The sequence below is a fragment of the Enterococcus sp. AZ128 genome (assembly GCF_051714485.1).
Classification (GTDB): domain Bacteria; phylum Bacillota; class Bacilli; order Lactobacillales; family Enterococcaceae; genus Enterococcus_A.
In genome coordinates this window covers 35904-53624 of sequence record NZ_JBIORZ010000002.1, presented here as the reverse complement: position 1 = coordinate 53624, position 17721 = coordinate 35904, and the positions used below count along the sequence as shown (strand labels likewise).

The 17721-nt window shown below is 38.2% G+C and carries 16 protein-coding genes; 9 read left to right on the top strand and 7 right to left on the bottom strand.

Annotation, left to right across the window (positions count from 1 at the left end):
- Positions 1-3: 3 nt before the first annotated feature.
- Both IGI38_RS12070 and IGI38_RS12065 read right to left on the bottom strand, forming a co-directional pair.
- Positions 4-1512 (bottom strand): helix-turn-helix domain-containing protein, encoded by a 1509-nt coding sequence (locus tag IGI38_RS12070; protein WP_438730604.1) that lies wholly within the window; start codon positions 1510-1512, stop codon positions 4-6.
- Positions 1513-1634: 122 nt separating this feature from the next.
- On the bottom strand, positions 1635-2582 hold the full coding sequence (locus IGI38_RS12065; RefSeq protein WP_438725454.1) for an IS30 family transposase: 948 nt from the start codon (positions 2580-2582) through the stop codon (positions 1635-1637).
- A gap of 164 nt (positions 2583-2746) precedes the next feature.
- Between IGI38_RS12065 and IGI38_RS12060 the strand changes: the two genes are divergently transcribed.
- Both IGI38_RS12060 and IGI38_RS12055 read left to right on the top strand, forming a co-directional pair.
- Positions 2747-3853, top strand: a complete 1107-nt coding sequence (locus IGI38_RS12060) for an LPXTG cell wall anchor domain-containing protein (protein WP_438730602.1) — start codon at positions 2747-2749, stop codon at positions 3851-3853.
- Positions 3854-4172: 319 nt separating this feature from the next.
- Positions 4173-5966, top strand: coding sequence for a heavy metal translocating P-type ATPase (locus IGI38_RS12055; protein WP_438730600.1), 1794 nt, complete (start codon positions 4173-4175; stop codon positions 5964-5966).
- Between the two features lie 55 nt (positions 5967-6021).
- Here IGI38_RS12055 and IGI38_RS12050 read toward each other — a convergent pair whose 3' ends face one another.
- The 3 genes from IGI38_RS12050 to IGI38_RS12040 are packed head-to-tail and all read right to left on the bottom strand — an operon-like array spanning position 6022 to position 8615.
- Positions 6022-6447: a hypothetical protein gene (locus IGI38_RS12050; protein WP_438730598.1), complete on the bottom strand. Its 426-nt coding sequence runs from the start codon at positions 6445-6447 to the stop codon at positions 6022-6024.
- Between the two features lie 54 nt (positions 6448-6501).
- Complete coding sequence (locus IGI38_RS12045; protein ID WP_438730596.1) at positions 6502-7935, bottom strand: sensor histidine kinase; 1434 nt, start codon at positions 7933-7935, stop codon at positions 6502-6504.
- Complete coding sequence (locus IGI38_RS12040) at positions 7932-8615, bottom strand: response regulator transcription factor (RefSeq protein ID WP_438730594.1); 684 nt, start codon at positions 8613-8615, stop codon at positions 7932-7934. The genes IGI38_RS12045 and IGI38_RS12040 overlap by 4 nt, the downstream gene beginning before the upstream one ends.
- 405 nt (positions 8616-9020) lie before the next feature.
- On the opposite strand from IGI38_RS12040, the gene glpO reads away from it, so the two are divergent.
- The 7 genes from glpO (at position 9021) to dhaM (ending at position 15666) form a co-directional block, all read left to right on the top strand.
- Positions 9021-10826, top strand: coding sequence for a type 1 glycerol-3-phosphate oxidase (glpO, locus tag IGI38_RS12035; protein WP_438730592.1), 1806 nt, complete (start codon positions 9021-9023; stop codon positions 10824-10826).
- A gap of 24 nt (positions 10827-10850) precedes the next feature.
- Positions 10851-12359, top strand: a complete 1509-nt coding sequence (gene glpK, locus IGI38_RS12030; RefSeq protein WP_438730590.1) for a glycerol kinase GlpK — start codon at positions 10851-10853, stop codon at positions 12357-12359.
- Positions 12360-12453: 94 nt separating this feature from the next.
- Entirely contained in the window at positions 12454-13176 is a 723-nt protein-coding gene (locus tag IGI38_RS12025; RefSeq protein WP_438730588.1) for an MIP/aquaporin family protein, read from the top strand.
- Positions 13177-13243: 67 nt separating this feature from the next.
- Positions 13244-13609, top strand: a complete 366-nt coding sequence (locus tag IGI38_RS12020) for a GNAT family N-acetyltransferase (protein WP_438733367.1) — start codon at positions 13244-13246, stop codon at positions 13607-13609.
- Positions 13610-13652: 43 nt separating this feature from the next.
- Complete coding sequence (gene dhaK / locus IGI38_RS12015; protein WP_438730586.1) at positions 13653-14636, top strand: dihydroxyacetone kinase subunit DhaK; 984 nt, start codon at positions 13653-13655, stop codon at positions 14634-14636.
- A 90-nt stretch (positions 14637-14726) separates the two neighbouring features.
- Positions 14727-15305, top strand: coding sequence for a dihydroxyacetone kinase subunit DhaL (dhaL, locus tag IGI38_RS12010; protein WP_438730584.1), 579 nt, complete (start codon positions 14727-14729; stop codon positions 15303-15305).
- Positions 15298-15666 (top strand): dihydroxyacetone kinase phosphoryl donor subunit DhaM, encoded by a 369-nt coding sequence (gene dhaM, locus IGI38_RS12005; RefSeq protein WP_438730582.1) that lies wholly within the window; start codon positions 15298-15300, stop codon positions 15664-15666. The genes dhaL and dhaM overlap by 8 nt, the downstream gene beginning before the upstream one ends.
- A 237-nt stretch (positions 15667-15903) precedes the next feature.
- Here dhaM and IGI38_RS12000 read toward each other — a convergent pair whose 3' ends face one another.
- A complete protein-coding gene (locus IGI38_RS12000; protein ID WP_438730580.1) occupies positions 15904-16596 on the bottom strand; it encodes a DUF2461 domain-containing protein in 693 nt (230 codons plus the stop codon).
- Entirely contained in the window at positions 16586-17440 is an 855-nt protein-coding gene (locus IGI38_RS11995) for an RNA polymerase sigma factor (RefSeq protein WP_438730577.1), read from the bottom strand. Before IGI38_RS11995 ends, IGI38_RS12000 begins: the two co-directional genes overlap by 11 nt.
- Positions 17441-17721 lie beyond the last annotated feature (281 nt).

The following is a 17721-nucleotide window of genomic DNA, read 5'->3' as shown; positions in this document are numbered from 1 at the left end:
ATGTTAAAACCTTGAATTGATTAAGTCAAAAGTTTCACGAGCAACCTGTTCAATCAATATATCGAAGTTTTCTTTATTTGATAGGTCATTGATTACATAAATTTTTTTGATTTTCGACTTTAATTTTGGCAAAGGACAATCACTGATGACTAAGTCGCAATTATTCATCTCATTTTTCTGAAGAATTATACTGTCAGTAAATAACTGCTCAATCTTTCCCATAATATCATCGCTAATATAGTAATCACGAGTATAGTTAACTCCAATTCTAATGGGGTTAACAGCATGATATCGATCGTATAGATGGTACAGGTCTTCGATGATTGAATCTGTGTTTTGGGCATTAGAGCTAGCCCCAAAAAAATCGTCATGCTGCTCAAAATCGTGATAAAAATGACGTATATCATCAATGACCTGTGAGAAATTCTCACTATTTTTATGGAGGAAGTAGCTTGGCAGCATAGTGTTTGAATGGTTCTCTGCTAAATAATCATTGTACAACCGATTTCGTGACAAATTCAGGATGTGCAGAACTCGTTTGTTTTCCGGTATTTTTAGCTGAAATCTTTTGGAAAAATTGTCTACTATTTTTTTTGCTGACAAGACAGCTGGGACTTTTTCCTGAATGAAAGTCGAATATTGCTTATAGTTCTCTTCATCGGAATCAATTTTTGTGGTGGACAAACGGATCAAAATATTCAGAATTATCCTTTGTTCATCGTTCAAGTGAAGTGAAGGATTGAAGGCATCAATCATTGGATTCAAAAAGATTCGGCTATTTTCACTATTTGCCAAGTCTTCCTGTACTTTTTTAAGCGAGCTGTAAGGGAAATTTTCGGTACATAAAATCAACAACAAAGCGATCTTATCCAGTTGCCCACTAGATAAACGTGGAATCAATTCCTTTTTTAGATAGGTAGAAACAAATTGATAAACATCAATACTGTCCTTATTAAAAGGGAGGCTTGTATTGGCAAAAATTGTCCAATAAACATCTAACAAACAATATTGAATCTGAATTTCAGTGCCGTGGATTCTTCGGTTACCTGATTTGGAGAAGGAAATCGCTAATCCAAACAATGCTAAAAATTCATCAATTTCCTTCATTCGTGAGTACAAATAAGGAACGCTGTAATTCGTTTTATAACTGAGTGCTAAAATTGAATTAGTTTCGCGATCAAGTAAAGCTGCAATAATTGTGAAATTTGTAGAAGATTTACAATAAGCACCGAACATCTTGTAATAGCATTCAGCTTTATCAAAAAGAGCTATATCAATTTGACTGAAACGTTGTTTTGATATTACTCGGCAGTCAGGATGGATTATTTGCTGTAAATCTTGACTCAGTTCCTTTAGATAGAGGAGCAGGGTTGCGTCTGAAACCTGACTTCTTTGTGCTAGATAACTTTGACTGACGGGCTCAGAATGCTTGGTCAACAGTTGAAAAAGCTTAAGTTTTGTTCGGTTTTTCTTACTTAATAGATATTTTTTAACTGCTTCCTGTGTTTGCATACGGCTCTCCTTAAAAAGTTTCTTATCTAAAGTATAGAGCATGGGAGGCTTTTAATAAACCATCGTGTTTTTTTAGGAAATCAAATTATTCAAAATTCTCCAATTTTTCAAAAGCTGAATTGTCAAATTAATTGCAACATTTCTTCTTGAAAGACTTCCCAACAATTTTTCCAGTTCAATGTTTTTTTAGGACGCATATTTATCTTGCGTAATGCTTCCTGTTTCTCCGTAGGGGGTACCTTTGAAAAATCAGTTCCCTTAGGGAAGAATTCTCTAAATAAACCATTCCCATTTTCGTTAGATCCGCGTTGCCATGGGGAGTATGGATCACAAAAATACATAGGTACGTCTAAATCTTTCTCAATTTCTTTCCAGCAAGAAAACTCTTTCCCACGGTCGACCGTAAAGCTTAAAAATGCCTTGTGACTCCCTAGGTCTTGCACAAAAGCTTTAATCGCTTGTGCCATTGACTTCGCGGTACGATCCCTCATTGAGATCGCCCAATAAAAGCGTGTTTTCCGTTCAATAAACGTTGCTTCGCAGGCTTTGCTTTCCCCTCTGCTAGAAACAACTGTGTCCAACTCCCAATGTCCAAATTCTTCTCGAGTTGACACAGAAGCTGGGCGTTCATCAATGGTATGCCCTACAGTCATTTTGCCTCGTGCCTCTTCTTGTTTTTCTTGTCTTCTGCCTTTATGTCTCAGACACTGTTTAGACACATTAAGAATACCGGCATAGAGCCAATTGTAAATGGTTTTGAATGAAACTATTTGACGATCATTCGCAATTTGTTCAGGGGACCAGCTGTCTTCAAGATCACATTCAATCTGATAAGCGAATTCAGAAGTCCATTTGGACTTCGCACCACAGGCACTGCGCTTCATTTCCGCATCTAATTGCGCATTGTCGGCATTATAGATCAAATCTTCGGGTACTCGTTTCAACTCACGATCAATCGTTGTTCGGCTAACACCAATTCTGTCCGCTATTTCTTGAATACTCTTGGCATCATAAATCATCGTCTCTATACATTTTCGATTATCTCGTGTAAGCTTTTTGTGTGAACCCATCAAAATCACTCCTAGTAGTTTGTTATCCTAAACTCATTTTACTAGAAATTTTTGATGGGTTCTTTGTTGCGATTAATATTACAATTCAGCAAAAGAAAAACATAATATAAACAGTGTTATTTAGTTTATTCTCTTTTTAGAAATTAATGAAAAGAGGGATCAACTTGAGAACATTACATGTATTACTGTCTGCTTTCTTGTTGTTCGCTACGTCAATTTCTTACACAAGTAAAGCTGAAGCCGTTATAACGAATGAAACTACAGAGATAGTAAGTCAAGCCAAATGGGCAAATGTGGACAACATCCATTTTACCGACGATTTTGCTCTATTTAACTCGGGTGTAGCGAAGTTACCTATGGGTAAACCAGTGGAAGTTTCCACAATAGTATCATTCTCGGGAGACATTGAAGCCATAAAGCAAGCATTGGTGACTTTTGAAGATGTCGGACAAGGCATCCAGATTGATTGCGGACAACTTTCCTTTGAAGAAAATAAGAAACAAGCATACTTTAAGTTTTTAATAACCTTAACAGAACCAATCCCGCTTGGTCAGACACGCTTATTTACCGTGAAAATTTCTGATAGTAGTCCTGGAGATAATAAATACTTAACGCCATATAGTCAACGAAAAACGGTGATTCAAGATATGCTGATTACACCAGAGGGCACGCCGCCGGATTATGCAGAACCAAGTACAGAACCAAGTACAGAACCAAGTACAGAACCAAGTACAGAACCAAGTACAGAACCAAGTACAGAACCAAGTACAGAACCAAGTACAGAACCAAGTACAGAACCAAGTACAGAACCAAGTACAGAACCAAGTACAGAACCAAGTACAGAACCAAGTACAGAACCAAGTACAGAACCAAGTACAGAACCAAGTACAGAACCAAGTACAGAACCAAGTACAGAACCAAGTACAGAACCAAGTACGAAATCAAGTACGAAATCAAGTACAGAATCTACCGCTGATACTGATTCGGAAAGCGATACAAGCAACACTTCAAATTCAAAAGAAAGTAGTTCTATGCAACAATCAAAAACTAAAAAAATAAATACTCGCAAGTTTGGTTCTGTTGTTGATCAAACAACACCCAAAAATGGCGAAAATAATTACACAGATGTAACAACAAATAAGACGAAATTTTTTTCGGGTTATAAAACATTACCAAAAACGGGAGAAACTACATCTGACTATGTAGTTATTCTAGGTGGAATTTTTAGTTTAATGGGTGTTGTATTATTAATACTCAAATATAAAAAATAATTCTCTACCTATTTAAAACCGACTACTCAGTCGGTTTTTTCTATATTATATGTCGAATTTTATGAAGGTTAACATTTTCGAATTCACCTAAAGAATTATGGATTAAACCTCGTTGAAACCAAGTAAACACAAAGGTGGATCTACGACAAAATAATCAAAGCAGGAAATTAATTGTTTGATATATTTAATAATAACTATTGTAAATAACGGTGTGTGTATATCAATCGTTAATGATTATCTTTCTCATTTAGACACTTCTAATTTCAATTAGAATATCAGAGTGCTAATCTGTTTATGAAGAAAAATGGAGGCGCAACAAATGAGTAATATAAAGAAATTATTGTTAACAGTGATGGTTGGGATCGTCGCATTAATAATGGAGTTTGGTTTCCATCAGAACAAGTGGGCCTTTTGGCTCGTTTCAATTGTTGGTGGAATCATGACAGTTTCTATGTTGATTGGAATGATTAAAACACTACGCTCTGGAAAATATGGTGTAGATATTTTAGCGATCACAGCAATTGTTGCGACACTATTAGTAGGCGATTATTGGGCAAGCTTAGTTGTTCTTATCATGCTGACTGGCGGGGATAGTTTAGAAGATTATGCTAGCCATCAAGCAAGTCGAGAATTACGTTCGCTTTTGGATAATTCGCCTCGAATCGCTCATCGAATTGATGACGAAAAAATAAGTGAACTTGCGGTTGAGGACGTTCAGGTGGGTGATCTGATTTTAGTAAAACCGGGAGAATTGGTGCCAGTTGATGGTCGGGTCACAGCAGGTGAATCTTTTGTGGACGAATCAACCTTGACTGGTGAATCAAAACCGATTGAGAAGAAACTAAACGATGAGTTGATGTCTGGGTCAATCAATGGAGACGCAGCGCTTCGCTACAAAGTAACAAAATCAGCGAAGGATAGTCAATATCAAACATTGGTAAAATTAGTCAAAGAATCTGAAGCAAAACCCGCACATTTTGTTCGATTAGCAGATCGCTATGCCGTTCCTTTTACGATTATCGCTTATCTGATTGGTGGTATTGCTTGGTTTATTTCAAAAGATCCCGTTCGTTTTGCGGAAGTTTTAGTAGTTGCGTCACCTTGTCCTTTAATTTTAGCAGCACCTGTGGCATTAGTTGCTGGAATGAGTCGCTCAAGTCGAAATGGAATCATTGTGAAAACGGGAACTACGATTGAAAAATTGGCACGAGCAAAAAGTATTGCTTTTGATAAAACAGGTACACTAACAGAAGGCAAACTCTCTGTAGCAGAAATTCAGGTAGAAACGGATGCCTATTCAAAAGAAGAACTGATAACTTATGCAGCGAGTGGCGAACAAGAATCAAGTCACATTCTGGCCCGTTCACTGGTCGCTTATGCGAAAGAAAAAGAAATTACTTTACTACCAGTTTCCGAATTGGAGGAAGTTACCGGACAAGGGATTCAAGCCAAAGTGAATGGTAAGCCTCTTCGTGTCGGGAAAGCCTCTTTTGCCGGTTCTAGTATCGAACTCAACAATGAACTTACTGTAGTGTATATTTCTATAAATGATCAATATATTGGATATATCACCTTTAAGGATATTGTTCGCGAAGAATCCGCAGAAACGATCGAAGCGTTAAAAAAATTAGGAATAAAAAAAACGATTATGCTTACCGGAGATCATCAAACAATTGCGAATCAAATAGCAAACGAAGTGGGAATATCAGAGATTCATGCTGAATGTCTGCCAGTTGAAAAAATTAATGTCATAAAACATTTGAACGACGAAGATCGTCCTGGAATAATGGTCGGGGACGGTGTTAATGATGCGCCGGCTTTAGCAGTTGCTGATGTTGGAATTGCAATGGGAGCCCACGGTTCTACAGCCGCCAGTGAAAGTGCCGATGCGGTCATTTTAAAGGATGACTTAGGGCGAGTCTCCGAAGCTGTTCGATTATCACAGGATACCATGCACATTGCTAAACAATCGGTATTGCTTGGAATCGTGATTTGTGTTGTTTTAATGCTGATTGCCAGCACGGGTGTTATCCCAGCACTGTTAGGTGCCACCTTGCAGGAAGTGATTGATACAGTTTCCATTTTATCGGCTTTAAGAGCTAGAAAAGATTAACTACTTAATATATATTAAGAAAAAGCAAGATTTCATTTATGAAATCTTGCTTTTTTTAGTGGTGACTATTATGATGGCCATTCGATCGCTGAGATGTGTAATTATGATGAACACGTTGCTGTTGAGCCGCCTGTGGCTGATCTGCTTGTTGTTGGTCTGCTTGCTTTTGAGTTACCTGTTGCTGAGCAGCTTGTTGTTGCGTTGTTGTTTCAGCTTCCTGTTTTTCTGTTATTTGGGCATTGCTCATTTGTGATTGAGTATTACTTTGTGTGTTTTGAGCATGTGACTGCTGTTCATATTGATTTAACACGCGATTTTGTAAAATGGTACAATTTTGTGATGTCTTGTAAATAGTGTTGATTGTATGATAATGCAATTGATTGAGTACATGATGTTGCTGTGCTGCTTCTGCTTTAGGACCTAGAAAGCTCATCAAACCAGCGGATGCCACCAAACTTAGTATAATTTTCTTTTTACCCATTTAATCTCCTCCTCAAGAATAGAATAAAGATAAATTATGGCAAAAGTATGTCAATTATAGATAAGGAAGTAAAATCATGATTTTAAATTGTTTCTGTCCTGTTTCTGCCCAAATTTCTCCTTGATGTCTGCGAATGACTTGTTTAGCAATTGCTAAACCGAGCCCTGTTCCTGAAATCTGCTTCTGTTTCCCACGTTGAAATGAATCAAAGAGATGATTGATATCAGAAATGGGTGTGATCAAGGTGTTTTCAATAGTAATTATCAAATTTACTCCTTGTTCCGCAATCTGCAGTTCGATCAGGGAATGGTTTGGTGCATATTTATTGGCATTATCAATCAGAATTTTCAACGCTTGAATAATTCGCAAATAATCGCCATGAATCATTCTTGGTTCGGTTAGTTGGTTGACTAACGTTATCTGTTGATTCTTTTCTTTTAGCGGAAGCCGATAACTGCGTAAGGCGTCTTCAATACAGTCTAAAGGATTAATCGCATCCTTATGTAATTGAAATTCGGTTGATTGTAAACGACTAAGTTCTAGAAGATCATTAACTAAACGTTCTAAATTAGTACTTTCCAATAAAAGCTGTTTTAAGTATGTTTTTTCTTCATGAGAATCCAGAAGCCCTTCGTTAATCGCTTCTAATGAACTTTTGATAACCATGACAGGTGTTCGTAATTCATGAGAAATTTGAGAAAGAAAGTCTTTCTCAGCTTGTTCTTTTCCTTCTTGAGCTTGCTTTGCTTCAGCTAAACGCTGACTCAAAAGTATGAGCTGATCACCCAAGTCTTGCAGCTCATCACGTGTGTTGATTATAAGTGTTTCCTGATAGTTTTCATGGGCTAATTGATCCGTGTAGTATCGCATATCTTCAATCGGTTTAACAAATCGCTTCGAGAGTCGCCAAGCTAACAGACTAGCAATTAAAACGGACATGACTAGACTCATTAGCAGCATCAAATAACCAGACAGCTGATTTTTGTGAATTGCATCAACCTTTGAGCGCATGAGTACTACGCCTTCGACTTCACCATTCAAAAGAATTGGCGTGGCGACGCTAAGCTCTTGCAACTGAAAGAATTTCCGTTTTTTTGCAACCTGTATTTTTTTTGTGCGAAAAACTGTTTTAACCAAATTTGTTGTACCAGAAGGGGATTGTTTCTGATTGTGATGAGAATAATTGATAAGAGAACTCATTTGTTCATTTAAAATCCAAATATCTTCACCAGCAATTTGATTCAAGAAACGTAAAAAGGCGCCATAACCATTTGAACCACTAGTATGATTTGAATGTACAAGAGGAACATCTTCAAAATAGTCTGAAAGGGTGTCGCTAATCAATTCGCTACGATGCGTCATCTCCTCAAGATGGAGATCCTCTGTTTGTTTAGCAAAAAGAATTCCAAATAGAAGAGCGATCATTGTTGCAAAAATCAATAATAATGTGACAAATTGTCGAATGAGTCGAAAAGTTATTTTTTTCATGAACATTCCTCGATTCGATAACCTTCGCCCCAGACGGTCTCAATTTTGCAATCCTCAACCCCGGCTTTTTTCAATTTCGCCCGCAGCCGTTTGATATGACTGTCTACAGTACGGCTGTCTCCATAATAATCATATCCCCAAACAGCATCCAACAGATTGTCGCGAGTAAAGACTTTATGTGGATATTGTGCAAATAGGACGAGTAATTCAAATTCCTTTTTAGTCAATCTAATTTCTTTATCCCTGACGGTTGCTTGCCTGCTCTCTAAAAGTAAGTGCAGAGAACCTAATGACAGCTGTTTTACTAATGACTCTTTTTCAAAATCAATCCGGCGCATAATAGCTTTGATTCGATAGAGGACCTCCTTTGGAGAAAAGGGTTTAATGATATAATCATCCGCTCCAACCTCTAACCCTAAGATTTGATCCGCATCCTCAGATTTAGCAGTGATCATAATAATCGGAACTGTTGATTTTTCACGAATTTTTTTACAGATTTCAAATCCATTTACATGTGGAAGCATAATGTCTAAGAGGATGAAATCGACAGGAAAACAATCAAAGTAGGGAAGGGCGTCTTTTCCATCGTAAACGACATCCGTCTCATAGCCAGCCTCATTTAAATAGCGAGTTAAAACTTTGACGATTTGTTCATTGTCTTCAATTATTAAAATCTTCATGGCAACCTCCTTGTATTTAGAAATTATTGCTTCAATTATAACGTATTAAAAAAGTCCCGGTGGGTTCTTTAATATTATTTTGGGGCGTAAATATATCTTGGCACAACGGCATTCTTTTTGGATAGAAATGAAATATAGAAAAACGCTCCTTCACATATTTAAAACGATAAGGGAATAGCTGTGAAAAAGCAATGTAAGCAAAATATGATAGTCTTTCGGAGGAATTGAGCAATAATTTACAATCTAAATTTTTTGAAAGCGTTTTTCGTTATGATACACTGATTTTGTAAGGTTCGTTTAAACTACTCTTTTTAAAAGGGGATGTTAATTTCACAACTCATTTATAAAGTAAGCTCTCTATTTTTCTAAAAAATAGGCTATTAAGAAAGAACGAGGTGTTTATGCATGTTTTCTTTTAGAGAACGATCGAAAATGATTCAAAAATTGGGTGAGCAAACCTTTGATTTAATAATCATTGGAGGTGGAATTACCGGGGCAGGTGTAGCTTTGCAGGCAGCAGCTTCAGGATTATCCGTGGCGCTATTAGAAATGCAGGATTTTGCTGAAGGAACCTCTTCTCGATCTACTAAACTGGTTCACGGAGGATTGCGCTATCTTAAAACCTTTGATGTTGAAGTGGTTTCCGATACCGTTAGCGAACGAGCAGTCATTCAAGGTATTGCTCCGCATATTCCGAAAGCGGATCCAATGATTCTGCCGATTTTTGACGAGCCAGGTTCTACCTTTAATCTGTTTTCTGTCAAAGTTGCAATGGATCTGTATGATCATTTAGCAGGAATTACTGGCGGCGAATATGCTAACTATATGTTGAGTAAAGAAGAGATATTAGAACGTGAGCCGCAATTAGAGTCAAACGGATTATTAGGCGGCGGGGTTTATTTAGACTATCGGAATAATGATGCTCGTTTAGTAATTGAAAATATCAAACGCTCAGTTGATGATGGCGCAATTGCAGTGAGCCGCTTGAAGGTAGAAGAAATCATTCATGATGATAAAGGGAAAGTATCAGGGGTAAAAGCTAAAGATTTATTAAATGATCAAACGATTACAATCAACAGTAAGTTAGTCATCAATACTGCTGGTCCTTGGTCTGATTTTGTGAATAAGCTAGATAAAAAAATTGATCATAAACCGCATATGCGACCAACAAAAGGCGTTCACTTGGTTGTTGACGGGGAAAAGTTGAAGGTGCCGCAACCAACTTATTTTGATACTGGGGAGAATGACGGTCGGATGATTTTTGTTATCCCAAGAGAAAGCAAAACCTATTTTGGTACAACGGATACGGATTATCAAGGGGATTTCAACCACCCAACAGTGGAACAAGCTGATGTGGACTATTTATTGAAGATCGTTAATCGGCGATATCCGAAAGCTAAACTGACTATCAACGATATCGAAGCTGCTTGGGCTGGTTTACGACCGCTAATCAGTGAAGCTGGCGGTGATTATAATGGTACGAAAAAAGAAAAAATCAGCGAAGAGAACTTTGAGAAAATTATCAAAGCTGCTGGAGATTATGCCAATGGCAAACAATCGCGCCCGCAAGTTGAAAAAACGATTACGAGTGCGGCGAAGGAAGAACCAAAAGATAATCCCTCAGCAGTTTCTCGCGGAAGTGATCTGACGATTGCTGAAGACAGACTTTTGATTTTATCAGGTGGCAAACTGACCGACTATCGGTTGATGGCAACTGGTGCTATGGAGAAAATCATTTCTTTATTACCAGATACTAATTTTGAACTAGTCGACTCTGAAAAGTATCCTGTTTCCGGCGGAGAAATCGATTCGGAAAACGTTAATAAGGAATTAGAAAAAATCGCTCAAAAAGGTGAAGATCAAGGTTTGAGCTCTGAAGATGCCATTTTTTTGGCAGAACTCTATGGATCAAACACGGAAAAAGTATTTGCTTTGAAGGATCAAGGAAACTTTGACGGACTTTCATTAGCAGAATCAATGTCATTACGTTATGCAATGGAATCTGAGATGACATTGACGCCAGTCGACTATTTACTACGCCGAACCAACTACATGCTATTCATCAGTCATCGATTAATGGAGATAAAAGATGCGGTAGTCGAGGCTATGGCGGACTATTTTGAATGGGATTCTGCAACAAAAGAAGCCTATCAATCAGAATTGGAGCAGCAAATCAAAGAAACCCAATTAACGGATTTAAAAAAGCAATAAATATAATATAAAAGGAGTGGGAACATGGAGTCTTATATCATGTCAATCGATCAAGGAACAACGTCAAGCAGGGCAATCGTTTTCGACAAAGCAGGTAAGGAAGTAAGCTCTTCTCAGAAAGAATTTACGCAGCATTTTCCAAAACCAGGCTGGGTAGAACATGATGCAAATGAGATTTGGAATTCGGTTCAATCAGTTATCGCAGGGGCGCTAATTGAAGGTGGATTGAAACCTGATCAAATTGAAGGAATTGGAATAACCAACCAACGTGAAACGACCGTCATTTGGGAAAAAGAAACCGGCCACCCAATCTATAATGCAATTGTTTGGCAATCGAAACAAACGAGTGATATTGCTGATGATTTGAAAGAACAAGGCCATTCAGAGATGATTCAGAAGAAAACAGGCCTATTGATCGATTCATATTTCTCAGCGACAAAGGTGAAGTGGATCTTAGATCATGTCGAAGGTGCGCGAGAGCGGGCAAAAAAAGGCGAACTATTATTTGGAACGATTGATACATGGCTTGTTTGGAAACTGACGGGCGGGGAAGTCCATGTTTCTGACTACACGAATGCCAGTCGGACTATGATGTACAACATTTATGATCTGAAATGGGATCAAGAAATTTTGGATCTCTTGGATATTCCGAAAGAAATCCTGCCAGAAGTTAAATCTAATTCAGAAATTTATGGACATACGGCAGATTATCATTTCTACGGAAATAAAGTTCCGATTGCCGGTATGGCAGGGGATCAGCAAGCTGCATTAGTCGGTCAGCTGGCCTTCGATAAAGGAATGGTTAAAAACACATATGGTACGGGTGCCTTTATTGTTATGAATACTGGTGAAGAACCCATTCTTTCTGAAAGCGGATTATTAACAACGATTGGCTATGGCATTGACGGCAAAGTGACATACGCTTTAGAAGGAAGTGTTTTTGTTGCTGGTTCTGCAATTCAATGGCTACGTGACGGGTTACGGATGTTCCAAAAAGCGCCGCAATCAGAAGATTATGCAAAACGAGTAGACAGCAGTGAGAATGTGTATGTTGTTCCTGCCTTTACTGGTCTTGGCGCACCTTATTGGGATCAACAAGCGCGTGGCGCGATCTTCGGATTGACTCGTGGTACAACGAAAGAGCATTTTATTCGTGCAACTCTTGAATCCTTAGCTTATCAAACAGCGGATGTTGTAAAAACGATGAATAAAGATTCGGGTACTGATATTAAACTATTGCGGGTGGATGGCGGCGCATCGAAAAACGATCTATTGCTGCAATTCCAAGCAGATATTTTACAAACACCAGTAGAGCGTGCGCCGTATCTAGAGACAACCGCTTTGGGTGTGGCTTATCTAGCTGGTTTGGCTGTCGGCTATTGGAAAGATATCGATGATATTAAGAAATTTGCTTCCGACGGTCAACGCTACGAACCAGCAATGGATAAAGAAATTACTGATGACCTTTATAAAGGCTGGCAAGAAGCAGTCCAAGCAACGATGCAATATAAACATCAACCAAAAGAAAAATAAGTGAATCAATCAGCTGTATAGAGTGTCATATTTTTGTGAGAGAAAAATTTTCTGTACAGCTGATGTTATAACAATAAGTAAAGGGGATGAGTTTATGGACACAAGTATGTCAACGCAAGTGATTGGTGAAATTATTGGAACGATGGTTTTAGTATTATTAGGTGATGGTGTTGTAGCTGGTGTAAGTTTACGCAAGACTAAGGCAGAAGGTGCTGGCTGGATTGCGATTACATTAGGCTGGGGTGCGGCAGTTACTATTGGTGCGTATGCTGCAGGTTATATGTCCTTTGCACACTTAAATCCAGCGGTGACTATTGGAATGGCAGTTGCTGGGAAAATCGGCTGGGATATGGTTGTTCCTTATATTTTAGGACAAATGATCGGAGCGATTATAGGTGCTGTTTTGGTATACATTCATTACTATCCACATTGGAAAGAAACTAAAGATCAAGCAGCGATTTTAGGTGTATTCTCAACAGGCCCAGCGATTCGTAGTCTAGGTGCCAACTTAATTAGTGAGATTATCGGAACCTTCATGCTGGTTTTTGCTTTATTGACCTTCGGCATGAGTAAATTTGGTGATGGACTAAATCCAATTGCTGTTGGTATTTTGATTTTAGTAATTGGGCTATCGTTAGGTGGTACCACAGGTTATGCAATCAATCCAGCTCGGGATTTAGGTCCACGAATCGCCCATGCGTTTCTCCCTATCCCAAATAAAGGCGAGTCTGATTGGGGCTATTCTTGGGTGCCGGTCGTAGGTCCGATTATTGGCGGTATTTTAGCTGCGCTATTGTTTATGGTTTTACCAATATAAGTATTTAGGGTAATAGAAGCTATCTATTACCCTAGTGTGTTTTTAGTTTACGAAAGGGAAGAAGACGATAGAAACAGAACGACTGACAATTAGAAAGTTTGTGCTGAATGACTGGTCTGATCTACTGGAATATTTATCAGATTCACGCATTGTAAAGTATGAACCTTATGAACCAATCAATCGGTCACGAATTATTAAAATCGCTCAAACCCACAGTCACTCTGATGATTTCGGGGCAGTGTGTTTGAAAAATAAAGTAATCGGCAATATTTATCTTGAAGAAATGCTATCGGATTGCTGGAAAATAGGTTTTGTTTTTCACTATGATTTTCAAAGTCATGACTATCTCTACGAAGCTGCTTCATTAGGGGAAGGTACCCCGCTTTGGCAGGGTTTATTTATTTACGGGTTACTCAGAGAAGATTACATGTAAGATTATATTTTTTATAAAGGAAAAAGCTTAGGAGGAAGAGCAAGTGAAAAAAATTATCAATGATCCAAAAAATGTCGTGGAAGAAATGGTAAGCGGTTTAGTTGGTGCATATCCAGATTATGTGAAGCAAGTTCCAGAAACACTAGTTGTTGCCCGCAGTGATGATTTTGATCAAGTTGCCTTGGTCAGCGGTGGCGGAAGCGGTCATGAACCATCTCATGCTGGTTTTGTTGGTGATGGTATGCTGAGTGCGGCAGTTTGTGGTCAGGTTTTTACTTCACCGACACCAGATCAAATCCATGCAGCGATTAAAGCAACGGATAAGGGGAAAGGAACACTGATGATCGTCAAGAACTATTCTGGCGATGTGATGAATTTTGATATGGCTAAAGACTTGGCTGAAATGGATGGTATCGAAGTGGATTCTGTATTGGTGGATGATGATATTGCTGTGGAAGATAGTACCTATACACAAGGACGTCGTGGTGTTGCAGGAACCGTATTAGTGCATAAAATTTTAGGCGGTATGGCTCGTGAAGGGAAATCTGTTTCAGAATTAGCTAGTTACGGAAAAGAATTAGTGAAAGATATCAAAACAGTTGGGATCGCTTTGTCTGGAGCAACTGTTCCAGAAGTTGGGAAACCCGGTTTTGTTTTGGCCGATGATGAAATTGAATTCGGTGTTGGTATCCATGGTGAACCTGGTTATCGTCGTGAAAAAATTAAATCATCTTATGATATCGCGAAAGAGATCATCAGTAAGCTGAAAGCGGAATTTGACTGGCAAAAAGGTGACAAATATGGACTATTTGTCAATGGTATGGGAGCAACTCCACTAATGGAACTGTTCATTATGTTCAATGATGCGAAGAAGATACTTGCAGAAGAAGAAATAGAGCTTATTTTTAATAAAGTCGGCAATTATATGACCTCTCTTGAGATGGCAGGAGCATCGATCACTATGATCAAACTAGATGACGAACGTTTGCGTCTATTAGATGAGTCTGTTCATACAATTGCTTGGTAAAAAGTATAAGTATCATTGAGTTTCAATTTTGAGCTGGCTGATTTGAATAAATCGCAAGCTGAACAAAAAGAGTATTCGAGGAGGTTCATCATGTTTACACCAGAAAATTTGCGTAAGACTTTAGAGTTATTCAATGAAAAGATTCAAATCAAGAAGGATTATTTGAGTGAACTAGATACACCGATCGGCGATGGTGACCATGGTAATAATATGGCACGCGGCATGGACGCAGTAATGAATGCGGATCTATCTGGCGAACTGCCGGATATTTTTAAAGCGGCTGCGATGGCGCTGATCAGCAAAGTTGGTGGGGCATCCGGTCCTCTTTATGGAACGGCTATGATGGAAATGATGAAAGCCAGCAAGGATTCAAACGATCCTGAAATACTGCTAAAAGCAGCGATTGCCGGTATCGAAAAAAGAGGGAACTCAACAGTCGGCGAAAAAACCATGTTAGATTTATGGGTACCTGCCGTAGAGAATTTAAATAACGGAACATTGAACCCGGCGACAATCGAAATATTAGTAGAAAAAACAAAAAAAATCAAAGCAACAAAAGGCAGAGCATCTTACGTTGGCGAACGCTCGATCGGACATATCGATCCAGGAGCGATGTCGTCCGCCTATTTCTTTGAATCAATGATTGAGGCAGGTGTCTTCAATGAGTAGAGGTGTTGTGTTAGTTTCGCATACGAGGGAAATTCCAGAAGGCTTGAAACGTTTGATCAGTGAAGTCGCAAAGGATGTTCCTGTTACGACTGCTGGAGGATTGGAAGATGGTGGGATCGGAACATCCATGGAACGAATCTCACAAGCTATTGAGGAAAACTCGGCAGAAGAGCTGTTAGCTTTTTATGATCTCGGCAGCGCAAAGATGAATCTAGAAATGGCGATCGAGATGACAGATAAAAAGGTTACATTATTTGATACAGCGTTGGTTGAAAGTGCATATACTGCTTGTGCACTACTAGCAGCAGACGCTGAAGAAAAGGAAATCGAAAAACAATTAGCAGAATTAAAAATTAAGTAAGTGGTAAATAAAAAGAGAAGCCAGCTTTTGCTGACTTCTCTTTTTTGCTTAAAATAACGCATAAATAGGATGGTTGCATTTTTATGTCATTACGCATTAAAAAGATAAAAACCTTTTTTCTAGAGGGTATGCTATGATCTTTCAAAGGAGGAACACGCTGGAATTATCTAAAAAACATTGCTTCGAATTTGTCAACATCTACTCCTAAATCTAGAGGGCTGCTATGAAAGAGACTGTTTATTTTCGTTCTGGAAAGCGGAAATCCTTAAGGGCTTCATTCAAAAAGTGATTGAATTCTTTCATTAATAAAAATTTATCAACTGCTTCAGTAACAAAATCATTTGAAGTAAAGATTTCCTGGTCTTCCAAGGAAAGTTCTAGATACATACTTTTATATTTTAAATAGTCGGCGATCGGCGAATCAGCGTAATTTTCGTACCCGCGCGGCATTCGTTTTAATTGAGTACCTTTTACACAGTAATATTTCTTAAATTCAGGTTTTTCAATGATCGAAAAAAATTTGGTTTCGTGTTCAATCAAAGCTTTACGAATGAGTTCGGTAGCATCAGAAAACATATCTGCAAATAGACCGCCGCCTAAGAAGGACTGATTATTTGGTTTCAAAAAAAGAAAGTACCCACAAGGAATCGGTAGTTTTCCATTCGGGCCGATATGTGCACGTAATACAGGATTATATGGCGATTTATCATGACTAAATCGTGTATCGCGATTGAACTTAAACGTCAAATTTTTTGCTGGGATCAAAGGTATCTCAGGGTCCTTTTCATGGAGCGAATGCGAGAAGTTATCGACTAATTGATTGAATTGTTCAATGACCGCTTTTCGCTCTTGTTTTGTTTCGTGAAACCATTCTTGATTATTATTCTTCTCTAACTCTGATAAGTAGGCAAAAATTCTTTTATAAGTCATAGAAAGTATCCTCCTTAATTAATTCTGATAACTGTTTTGATGCTAATAATTCTTTCAAGAATTGTTGAGGATCAAAGGTTGCTTGATAGTGGCTCAATGTTTCAAATAGCAGAGTTTGTTCATCTAAAAAATCCATATTGTTCTTTTGTTGAAAAATATCGGCTAACTCTAATTTCTTTAAGTAAGAATAGTCGAGTTGCGTGGGATTCAATCGTTTTTGCTGAATAGCAAAAGGAATTCTTCTTTTACAGTTGCACCGACCACCAGCAACGCCGCAATAAGTATCCAAAAATTCGCCCATTTTTGCTCGAGCTCGGGAAAGTTTTTTTCGATAAGTTTCTGGAGTTATTTTCAGTAATTGACTAGCATATTGGCTATTCATTTTGAACATCGTTCCTAAAATGAAAATGCAGCGATCTTGTGGTGTTAAACATTGAAGCATGATATTCGTACACGAGAGCTTTAATTCTTCCTCGAGCTCAGCTTCTTCAATGTCTTGGAAGATCATATTAGTTTCTGGAATGGGTTGTTCAAGATCTTTTTGCATAAAGTCAAAGGTTAATTGTTCTCGAAATAACCGTTTTTTATGATCATTGATTAAGTAATTGACAGCAATTCGGTAAACCCAGGTGCTGAACTGACTTTGTTGTTTAAATGAAGACAGATTCATCATGGTCTTTAACAAAATCTCTTGTGTAGCATCTTCAGCATCATATACATTTCCTAACATGCGTAAAGAAAGATTGAACACACGATCTTTTACTTGATCTAGCAGTTCTGTCAGAGCCTCGGGATTTCCATCCAATGAGGATTGGATCAATAATTGTTCTTGGTCGTTTTTCACTTTTTTAGCCTCCTTTATTTAGTTAGACACACAAACAGGGGAAGTGTGACAGCATTTTCGTTTTTTTCTATCTTTATTGTGTCAGATTTTTTAAAGGTGCGCTATAAGATATTGCCAAGAAGAAAGAATAAGCGAATCGGAAGGATTTGGAGCTTAATAGTCTTCCAACACTCTTCTCAACAGTTCGAGACCTTTTTGAGAGTGTTGAGGAATTTATTAATGAACTCTTGCAAATACATACACATAGTCTGCAGACAGTGCTTGGCATACTAGTTGCGTGA

What these genes read in the sequence shown, in the direction of transcription:
- dhaL (WP_438730584.1), top strand. Translation starts at nt 14,727, where the DNA reads ATGTTTACACCAGAAAATTTGCGTAAGACTTTAGAGTTATTCAATGAA.
- IGI38_RS12055 (WP_438730600.1), top strand. Translation starts at nt 4,173, where the DNA reads ATGAGTAATATAAAGAAATTATTGTTAACAGTGATGGTTGGGATCGTC.
- glpO (WP_438730592.1), top strand. Translation starts at nt 9,021, where the DNA reads ATGTTTTCTTTTAGAGAACGATCGAAAATGATTCAAAAATTGGGTGAG.
- IGI38_RS12050 (WP_438730598.1), bottom strand. Translation starts at nt 6,447, where the DNA reads ATGGGTAAAAAGAAAATTATACTAAGTTTGGTGGCATCCGCTGGTTTG.
- IGI38_RS12065 (WP_438725454.1), bottom strand. Translation starts at nt 2,582, where the DNA reads ATGGGTTCACACAAAAAGCTTACACGAGATAATCGAAAATGTATAGAG.
- dhaM (WP_438730582.1), top strand. Translation starts at nt 15,298, where the DNA reads ATGAGTAGAGGTGTTGTGTTAGTTTCGCATACGAGGGAAATTCCAGAA.
- IGI38_RS12025 (WP_438730588.1), top strand. Translation starts at nt 12,454, where the DNA reads ATGGACACAAGTATGTCAACGCAAGTGATTGGTGAAATTATTGGAACG.
- IGI38_RS12040 (WP_438730594.1), bottom strand. Translation starts at nt 8,615, where the DNA reads ATGAAGATTTTAATAATTGAAGACAATGAACAAATCGTCAAAGTTTTA.
- glpK (WP_438730590.1), top strand. Translation starts at nt 10,851, where the DNA reads ATGGAGTCTTATATCATGTCAATCGATCAAGGAACAACGTCAAGCAGG.
- IGI38_RS12000 (WP_438730580.1), bottom strand. Translation starts at nt 16,596, where the DNA reads ATGACTTATAAAAGAATTTTTGCCTACTTATCAGAGTTAGAGAAGAAT.
- IGI38_RS12045 (WP_438730596.1), bottom strand. Translation starts at nt 7,935, where the DNA reads ATGAAAAAAATAACTTTTCGACTCATTCGACAATTTGTCACATTATTA.
- IGI38_RS12070 (WP_438730604.1), bottom strand. Translation starts at nt 1,512, where the DNA reads ATGCAAACACAGGAAGCAGTTAAAAAATATCTATTAAGTAAGAAAAAC.